Source organism: Candidatus Aquarickettsia rohweri (assembly GCF_003953955.1).
Lineage (GTDB): Bacteria > Pseudomonadota > Alphaproteobacteria > Rickettsiales > Midichloriaceae > Aquirickettsia > Aquirickettsia rohweri.
Genome location: NZ_RXFM01000067.1, coordinates 1 through 7,503, shown reverse-complemented (window position 1 = coordinate 7,503; position 7,503 = coordinate 1). Strand labels below are relative to the sequence as shown.

Here is a 7,503-nt window from a genome sequence, read left to right as displayed (position 1 = left end):
CAAGGATTAAATAATTATCTTTTAGATGGAAGACTGCGTATTGATAATAATGATTCGGAGCGTAGTATAAAACCATTTGCAGTTGGCAGAAAAAATTGGATGTTCTGTGCAACAACTAAGGGTGCTAAAGCTAGTGCAAATATTTATAGTATTATTGAAACTTGCAAAGTAAATAAGATTAATCCTTATGATTATTTAAAATATTTGCTGAATCATATTCATGATTATTCTGATCCAAAAGAGTTAGTAAATTTACTTCCATATAATATTGATAAAAAAATATCATCAAATTAAATTTTTTTTAGAATTATCAAAAAACTTAAGAAACCCAAAGAAAGGCGGGTAATACTTGTCAAGATGGGGATATTTTAGCGTTTACTTTACAATTTTTATAGCTCAGGTTAATTTAATTGAAGCAATTTTTTAATTTAATAACTCTCTCTTTATAGTTAGTGCTTTTAAAGATATAATTTCCAGCTATTGCTAAATTAGTACCATTTTTTACACATTCAGTTAATGTAGTAGGATTAATGCCGCCATCTACTCCAATATCAATGTTTGCTATATTGCTTGTCATAATACTAATATTCTTAATCTTCTCTAACTGACTATTTAAAAATTTTTGTCCGCCAAAACCTGGATTAACAGTCATTATTAATATCTCATCAAGTTTATCATATATATATTTTAAAGTAGATTCATGTGTAGAAGGTACAATTGAAATTCCTGCTTTTACGTTTTTTGATTTAATATAATCTATGAACCTATCTATATGTGTAACGGTTTCTTGATGAAAAATAATAGCATCACTTCCTGCTTCGATATATGCATCAATATATTTTTCAGGGTTTTTTATCATCAAATGCGTTTTTAGTTGTATTGAACTTTCTTTTTTAATGCATTTTACAATATCAGGTCCAAAGGTTAAATTTGGTACAAAATGACCATCCATAATATCTAAATGAATTGAATCAGCTCCAGAAGTTGATATATTTTTTACTTCTTCTTTTAAAATAGAAAAGTCTGCAGCAAGTATTGAAGCTGATATTTTATGCTTTTTTGTTGTCATTATATTTTGCACTTATCATTATTTTGTCATATATTGATTGGATATTAGCACAATTTTTGTTTTTGCATAGAAAATTATGGATAATAAATGGTTATACCTTATTCAAAATATTACGGAAAATACAGCAATTGCATGTTACGAGTGGATCGGTAAAGGAGATAACATTGCTGCAGATAGAGCAGCTGTAAATATTATGAGGAAAGAATTAAATAAGTTACCAATGAATGCAAGAATTGCCATAGGTGAAGGAGAAAGAGATAAAGCTCCTATGTTATATATTGGAGAGAAATTAGGTAAAGGAGGTGAAGATATTGATATTGCAGTTGACCCTCTTGAAGGTACTACAATATGTGCTAAGGCAGGATTTGGGTCTATGGCAGTAATTGCAATTAGTTCTAAAGATTCTTTTTTATATGCTCCTGATTTGTATATGGAGAAAATAGCTATAGGAAAAAATTTTCCAAATGATATTATTGATATAAATAAAAGTATCAGAAAAAATATTAGTAATTTAGCAGAATATAAAAATTGTGATGCTAAAGATATAGTTGTCATGATGCTTGAAAGAGATAGGCATCAAATACTACTTGATGAAATAAGGAGTATAGGGGCAAAAGTAAGGTTAATAGCCGATGGTGATATTTCAGCTGTTATAGCAGCTGCAAGTTCCGATAGTGATGTTGATATATATGTTGGTAGTGGTGGTGCTCCAGAAGGAGTTCTTGCAGCTTCTGCATTAAAATGTATTGGAGGAAAAATACAAGGAAAACTGGTATTTAAGAGTAAAGAGCAGATCTCAAGAGCTAATAAGATGGGGATTAAAGATATGGAAAAAGTTTATGAAGTAGATGATTTAGTAAAAAATGATGTTATATTTTCTGCAACAGGAGTGACAGATGGATATCTAGTAAAAGGTGTTTATAAATCAAAAGATAAGTTTATAACAGAGACATTATTATTTAACTCATATCAAAAAAAATCTCATAAAGTGATAACTAAGAAATACTAAAAAAATACAAATATGATAGAGATTAGAGATAAAGGCGTAATATTATCAGTTAAGAACTTTCAGGAAAAGTTTTTAATTGTAAAATGTTTTTCGGAAAATAATGGTATTATCTCTGGATTAATTAGAGTAAGCAAAAAGAAAAATGAGAATATTCCAGGGAGTATTATATTTTTTCATTGGAAAGCTAGATTAAACGATCAGTTAGGATACTTAAAAATTGAAATTTTAGATTGTGTGTTTTCAGATATAATATTTGATAAAAATAAGATATCGATATTGAATTCAACAATATCAATGATAAAAGTAATGCTAAAAGATAGAGAAGTGAATAAATTAGCATTTCGAGAATTACATTTATTATTAAAGATAATTTGTACTAATGATATACTTAATGAAGTGTATAAAGCATATATCAATTTTGAAAAAAAATTATTAAATTATTGTGGTTATGGTTTAGATTGGAGTCGATGCGCTATCACAAATTCTAGTAGTAATTTAAAATATGTATCTCCTAGAACTGGTAACGCTGTAACAGCTGAGGTTGGTGCAAAATATCAAGATCAATTATTTAAATTACCAAAATTTTTAATAAACAGTAATATAGAAGCTTGTAAACAAGACATAATGACTGCATTAAATTTAGTGGGTTATTTTTTTGAAAAATTTATATTTACACCAAATTATATAAGATTTCCTGAAGCTAGAATTAATTTAATAAAATATATAGAAGCTCAATAATAATTAGAGATTTATAATTTGCAAAGCAAGTACATGGATTATAATCAAAATAATAATTCAAGCTAAAGTCATCTTGTAAAATAAATTATCATAATGAAAAATATATTTGATAAAAAAGAATGTAATTATATATCTTTACTTAAATTGTCCCAAATCATATCAAACTGATTAGAATTTACTAAAAAAATATGAAAATTTTCAATTAATAAGATTCTGAGTGGATCAAATATAACAAAAGCTACTTTTCTATCATAAATAAATATTGGTAACGGAAAAAAATATTCAGCAGGTATTTGCCTGTATTCTTTATATTTTTTATCATCTATATTACTATCTTTATTACTTGTAAGAATTTTATAACTTAGGTTATTTACTTTTTCCATGCGATTTTCATGCATAGATATATATTCTTCTTCTATTAATTTATTAATAGAGTTTTTTTCAATGCCACTAACTTTTATGCAACCGCCAACTTCTTTAACTGATTCGTAAATATCATTTAAAAGATATAAAAGCCCATCTTTTCCATCTAGTGTTTTAATTATATCTACTTTGTTCCTTAAGCCGTCATTAACTAAAAATTCAATTTTTGCGTTTGTAAATGCATTGTGAATTTTATTTGCTGTCTTGCTTGTTAAATGGTGTTTTTCATTTTCAATATTAGCAATTGTAGCTTTTGTAAGATTGCACCTATTTGCTAATTCTGATTGAGTCCAGTTCAACAATCCCCTAGCTGCTCTAACTTGTGCGCTTGATATTAATATTTGATCACCATTTTTGTTCATGTATGACATAATTTAATGTTAATTTATCCACTTTCTTCATCAATAATATATATTAATATATTTTTTTTACAATAGTTATTAATTATTAAGATCATTAAGTCTACGAATTATTAAATTTCTACCAATAAGTGGTAGTAAATCTCTCAATTCAGGACCAGTTTCTTTACCTGTTAATGCTAACCTAATAGGCATAAATAACTCTTTGCCTCTTAATTTTGTGTGTTTTTTTATATTATTTATCCATATGCTCCAAGTATTGGAGTCAAATTTTGTATTAGGTAGTAGTTTTATTGCTAAACTAATGAGTTCTGTATTTACAATTTTTGTTTTGATGTCTTTTTTACAAATTTTATGCCAAAATTCAATATCTTGAAGTGCAGTAATATTAGGTCTTATAGACAGCCAGAACTCCTCATCAATATCATTTAAATTTACTGAATTTAAGTAATTTTTAATCTCATCAAAAGTTAGTGAATGTATTACTTTTATATTAAAAGCTACTAATTCATTATAGTCATATTGCACTGTAGATTTGCTTAATTTTTTAAAGGAGAACTCATTTATTAGCTTTTTAGTATTCTTTCCTATTTTAATATTTTCAGAGCTTCCAATTTTAGCGAAAAAAGTTGCAATAGTAGATGATAAAATTCCATTTTTTCTTAATTCTTTAATGCTAAAATCACCCTCTCTTTTAGATAATTTCTTATCTTTTGTAGTCATTAATGAAATATGACTAAAGTTAGGTGGCTCTGAAGATAAAGCTTTAAATATTTGTATATGTATAGCACTATTTGAGATATGATCTTCTCCTCTAATAATATCTGTAATTCTGTACTCTATATCGTCTACAACAGATGCTAAACTATAAGTTAGAGTTCCATCTGTTCTTATTAATACTGGATCGCTTAAATTTTTTGGATCGAAATGCAAATTTCCTCTAACCTTATCGTCCCAAGATATCTTTTCATTATTTAATAAAAATCTCCAATAAGGTTTTATTCCTTTGGATTCTAAATCTGTTTTTTGATCAGCTGTTAATTTTAATGATGCTCTATCATAAATTGGAGGTAAATTTCGACTTAATAAGCTTTTCTTTTTTAAAGCGAGTTCTTCCTCAGTTTCATAACAAGTGTATAATCTACCTGCTTTTATTAAGTTATTTTTTGCATTTTCATATTTAGCTATTCTATCAGATTGCTGAAAGCAAACATCCCAATCAATTCCTACCCACTTTAAATCTTCCTTAATAGAGCTAATATATTCATTTTTTGATCTTTTAATATCAGTATCATCAATTCTTAATAAGAATTTTCCATTATTTGATTTTGCATATAGCCATGTAATAAGGGCAGTTCTTAAATTTCCAACATGTAAAAATCCTGTTGGGCTTGGGGCAAATCTAGTAATTACAGTCATATAGAGTTATTATTTATTATTTCATCTTTAGCAAAGATGCTTTTTGTATCGGAATCTTTGCATATATAAGCTACTTTGTTAAAGTTTTTTAAATTATATTTATTAATTGCTTCATATGCAGTATCAGCTTGGATTTTTTCAATTTTATTGTTGAAATGAAATATGTATGATTTTGCTGAATTATGTTTAACCTTAAATCTAGGAATATTTAATTCTACAAATACTTTTTCTTCAACATCATTTTTTGAGTTTTCAGTTAGGTTATTAAGTTTAAATGTTTTTGTATTTATCATTTTTAAATCAGCATTAATTATTTTTGTCGTGCTCTTATAAAAAACTTTTGCATTAAATCTACAGCTTTTTGTTCCATAATGCCACCATATATTTCAGGAGTATGATTATGTGTTTTTGAATGAAACAATCTTACACCATTTTCAATAGCACCAAATTTTTTATCATAAGCACCAAAATATAAACACTTTATTTTGCTAAATGCAATTGCTTGTGCGCACATAGCACATGGTTCAAGTGTAGTATATAATTCACAATCACTTAGATTTGTTATTTTTAATTTCTTTGCAGTTTCTCTTATACATAGAATTTCTGCATGCGCAGTTGGATCTACATTAGATTTAACCTTATTGTAATTACTAGATATAATTTTATTATTATGAGTGAGAATTGAGCCAACTGGCACTTCATTATTTTTAAATGCTATTTCAGCCTGAGATAAGGCATGATTCATGAATTGGTTAAAATTTAAATTAGCAATTGTTTTCAATTTCATTTACTAACTTTTCGTTTCCTGCAATTATTCCATTTACTAAGGTAAGAGTTAAGTCTTTTTTATTGAGATCTTTAACAACTCCACCTGCTTCTCTCACAATAATTAATCCTGCTGCATAGTCCCAAATGTTTAACTTACCTTGAATTAATAGATTAATCCTTCCATCAGCTAAATACGCTAATTCTAATGCAGAGGCTCCCAAAATTCTAGCTTTACTATGTTTTGAATGAACGTAATCTTGGTATTGCCTTAATTTATCGCTTGAATTTGAATTATCATGGGTTGCACAAATAACTCTTTCATAATCATTGTGTCCAGCTACTTTAATTTTTCTTTGAATTCCTAAACTATCTATCAAAAATGCTCCTAGTCTTTTTGCACCCCAAAATGTTTCATTATTAATGGGGTTATGTATTACTCCTAAAATAATAGAAGATTCTTCTTTAGTAATTTTAGCAAGGGCTATAGATATACAGAAAAATGGTATGCCATGCATGAAGTTAAATGTACCGTCAATTGGGTCAATTATCCATTTATATTCTGCTTGATCAGAATTTGTGTTTTGTAAACTATCTATCTTTCCACTTTCTTCGGTTAAAAAGCTGTATTCTGGTCTACTTTTTTGTAAATGGTATATTAATGTTTTTTCAGCTGCTAAATCGGTGTTTGTTACAAAATTTGCAACTCCTTTTTTAGAAATTTGTAATTTTTCAATTTCATAAAAATCTTTACTAATTTTAACTGATACTTTTTTAATTGCTTCTAGTATTACATTTAAATCTGCATTAAAATTTTTCATTGCACTTGAATGAGTTTATCAATGAAAACATTATGAACAAAATTATGAATAATTCAATGAATATATTGCTACAGTTCCAAAATTATTAGAGTAAACAATTATTCATGTTACGGGAGTCATTTTTGGTGATGGAGTATATTACAATAATAAGATATTAGAGCTGGAGACGCCTGAAGTGTTGAAGTATCAAAGTTATTATTAACGATAATAGTGTTATAATGACTGTACAGATGAAATTTATTGATATGATGGATTAGGTGTTTTAATAATATTAATAAATTGTTACTACATTCAAGAGAGAATAAGTATAAACCTTATAAGCTTTGCTTTCTTATCATTTTTAAAATTTATTCAATTGCCTTTCAGTTTATTTAATAAAGTTTATATTTTTATGGTTCATGGAGCTATTATTGTTTTTCTATTTTTATCAGCTAATCCTATAAGCAGATAATTGCCTGAATTATCGAATTTAAATACTCCATATTTGGCATTTTCGTAATATTTTGCATGGCCTTCTTGAAATAAGAAAGAATTAGGTGTAATTTTTATCCTGTTATATTTTTTATAAAAGTGGAGTAGTTTTTCATTTGCTGCTAAATACTCTTTTTCATGAAAGCGTATGAAGTGTGCCACGTTATGATTATCTGGGGAAATTACTATATATCCACGCTGATGGTGGTCTGCTAGTTGTTTAGCTAGTGCATTGCGTTCTATAGTGTAACTTAAGCGCATATAGTCTCCTTGTACTAGGGAACGGGGATCAACAGGAGCTAATTCTAGTAAGATTGTTTGACCATGATCCTTGATAAGCTCTTTTTCGTAAATGCTATAGTTTAGGGCAGTTATGATCATCACTAACAATATAATCATTATTTTAATACGCATAGCATACCTCATTAA

Annotated in this window: 10 protein-coding genes; 3 read left to right on the top strand and 7 right to left on the bottom strand. The window is 27.3% G+C overall.

The genetic code is table 11. The features are described 5' to 3' along the window. On the top strand, positions 1-294 hold a 294-nt coding region (locus tag EIC27_RS04910; protein ID WP_153183766.1), incomplete at its 5' end, for an IS66 family transposase. Positions 295-406: 112 nt separating this feature from the next. On the opposite strand, the gene rpe is transcribed toward EIC27_RS04910, so the two are convergent. Further along, positions 407-1,069 carry a ribulose-phosphate 3-epimerase gene (rpe, locus tag EIC27_RS04905; protein ID WP_126044999.1) on the bottom strand — a complete coding sequence of 221 codons (663 nt, stop codon included), beginning with the start codon at positions 1,067-1,069 and terminating at the stop codon, positions 407-409. A 76-nt stretch (positions 1,070-1,145) separates the two neighbouring features. Here rpe and glpX point away from each other — a divergent pair, with 76 nt between their 5' ends. Continuing rightward, positions 1,146-2,078, top strand: coding sequence for a class II fructose-bisphosphatase (gene glpX / locus EIC27_RS04900; RefSeq protein WP_126044998.1), 933 nt, complete (start codon positions 1,146-1,148; stop codon positions 2,076-2,078). Between the two features lie 12 nt (positions 2,079-2,090). After that, entirely contained in the window at positions 2,091-2,816 is a 726-nt protein-coding gene (recO, locus tag EIC27_RS04895) for a DNA repair protein RecO (RefSeq protein ID WP_126044997.1), read from the top strand. Between the two features lie 125 nt (positions 2,817-2,941). Here the strand turns inward: recO and EIC27_RS04890 are convergent, their stop codons facing one another. The 6 genes from EIC27_RS04890 to EIC27_RS04865 form a co-directional block, all read right to left on the bottom strand. After that, positions 2,942-3,601 (bottom strand): helix-turn-helix domain-containing protein, encoded by a 660-nt coding sequence (locus EIC27_RS04890; RefSeq protein ID WP_162298341.1) that lies wholly within the window; start codon positions 3,599-3,601, stop codon positions 2,942-2,944. 78 nt (positions 3,602-3,679) lie between these two features. Continuing rightward, positions 3,680-5,017 carry a glutamate--tRNA ligase gene (gene gltX / locus EIC27_RS04885; protein ID WP_126044995.1) on the bottom strand — a complete coding sequence of 446 codons (1,338 nt, stop codon included), beginning with the start codon at positions 5,015-5,017 and terminating at the stop codon, positions 3,680-3,682. After that, positions 5,014-5,310, bottom strand: coding sequence for a hypothetical protein (locus EIC27_RS04880; protein ID WP_126044994.1), 297 nt, complete (start codon positions 5,308-5,310; stop codon positions 5,014-5,016). The genes gltX and EIC27_RS04880 overlap by 4 nt, the downstream gene beginning before the upstream one ends. Positions 5,311-5,327: 17 nt before the next feature. Further along, complete coding sequence (locus EIC27_RS04875) at positions 5,328-5,804, bottom strand: nucleoside deaminase (protein WP_230204222.1); 477 nt, start codon at positions 5,802-5,804, stop codon at positions 5,328-5,330. Then, positions 5,782-6,603 carry an inositol monophosphatase family protein gene (locus EIC27_RS04870; RefSeq protein ID WP_126044993.1) on the bottom strand — a complete coding sequence of 274 codons (822 nt, stop codon included), beginning with the start codon at positions 6,601-6,603 and terminating at the stop codon, positions 5,782-5,784. The genes EIC27_RS04875 and EIC27_RS04870 overlap by 23 nt, the downstream gene beginning before the upstream one ends. Positions 6,604-6,999: 396 nt before the next feature. Beyond that, on the bottom strand, positions 7,000-7,503 hold a 504-nt coding region (locus EIC27_RS04865; RefSeq protein ID WP_126044992.1), incomplete at its 5' end, for a GDYXXLXY domain-containing protein.

What these genes read in the sequence shown, in the direction of transcription:
- rpe (WP_126044999.1), bottom strand. Translation starts at nt 1,069, where the DNA reads ATGACAACAAAAAAGCATAAAATATCAGCTTCAATACTTGCTGCAGAC.
- glpX (WP_126044998.1), top strand. Translation starts at nt 1,146, where the DNA reads ATGGATAATAAATGGTTATACCTTATTCAAAATATTACGGAAAATACA.
- recO (WP_126044997.1), top strand. Translation starts at nt 2,091, where the DNA reads ATGATAGAGATTAGAGATAAAGGCGTAATATTATCAGTTAAGAACTTT.
- EIC27_RS04890 (WP_162298341.1), bottom strand. Translation starts at nt 3,601, where the DNA reads ATGAACAAAAATGGTGATCAAATATTAATATCAAGCGCACAAGTTAGA.
- gltX (WP_126044995.1), bottom strand. Translation starts at nt 5,017, where the DNA reads ATGACTGTAATTACTAGATTTGCCCCAAGCCCAACAGGATTTTTACAT.
- EIC27_RS04880 (WP_126044994.1), bottom strand. Translation starts at nt 5,310, where the DNA reads ATGATAAATACAAAAACATTTAAACTTAATAACCTAACTGAAAACTCA.
- EIC27_RS04875 (WP_230204222.1), bottom strand. Translation starts at nt 5,804, where the DNA reads ATGAAATTGAAAACAATTGCTAATTTAAATTTTAACCAATTCATGAAT.
- EIC27_RS04870 (WP_126044993.1), bottom strand. Translation starts at nt 6,603, where the DNA reads ATGAAAAATTTTAATGCAGATTTAAATGTAATACTAGAAGCAATTAAA.